Origin of the sequence: Burkholderia territorii (assembly GCF_902833055.1) — a bacterium.
GTDB classification, from domain to species: Bacteria; Pseudomonadota; Gammaproteobacteria; order Burkholderiales; family Burkholderiaceae; genus Burkholderia; species Burkholderia territorii.
The window spans coordinates 1-441 of the sequence record NZ_CADFEJ010000153.1 but is presented as its reverse complement, the minus strand read 5'-3'; the positions used below and the strand labels follow the sequence as shown (position 1 = coordinate 441).

Here is a 441-nt window from a genome sequence, read left to right as displayed (position 1 = left end):
GCGGAACACCAGCACGCCCGATACCGGCGCCACGAGCGGTTCGGTGCCGGCCAGCGGGGTGGCGGGATGGGCCAGCGGCGTCAGCGGTGCCGGCGTGCCGTCGATCGAGCCGCGCAGGGTCAGGTAATCGACGATCGCCTGCGCATCGCGCTCGGCGAATTCGTAGGACACGTCACGCTCGCTGCGCAGCTCGACCGTCACCGAGATCGCGCCGTTCGGGATCGGGAAGCGGCTGCCGAAGCGCTCGCGCAGCTCCGACCAGCAGAAGCTGTGGACCTCGTCGAACGGGTTGCCGACCGAATTGAGCGCGAGCAGCGAGGCCTGGGCGTCCAGGTAGCGCGCCAGCGGCTCGACGTCTTCCCACAGATCGGGGTTCGTGTAGAGATGCATCACGGCGTCGTTGTCGTAATGCAGGTCGAGCACCACGTCGGCGTCGAACGA

1 protein-coding gene is annotated in these 441 nt (G+C 68.5%); it reads right to left on the bottom strand.

The annotated features are described in order from the left end of the window. Window positions 1-441 (bottom strand): M14 family metallopeptidase (locus HW466_RS31485; RefSeq protein WP_176316182.1); only part of this gene is annotated, 441 nt, incomplete at both ends.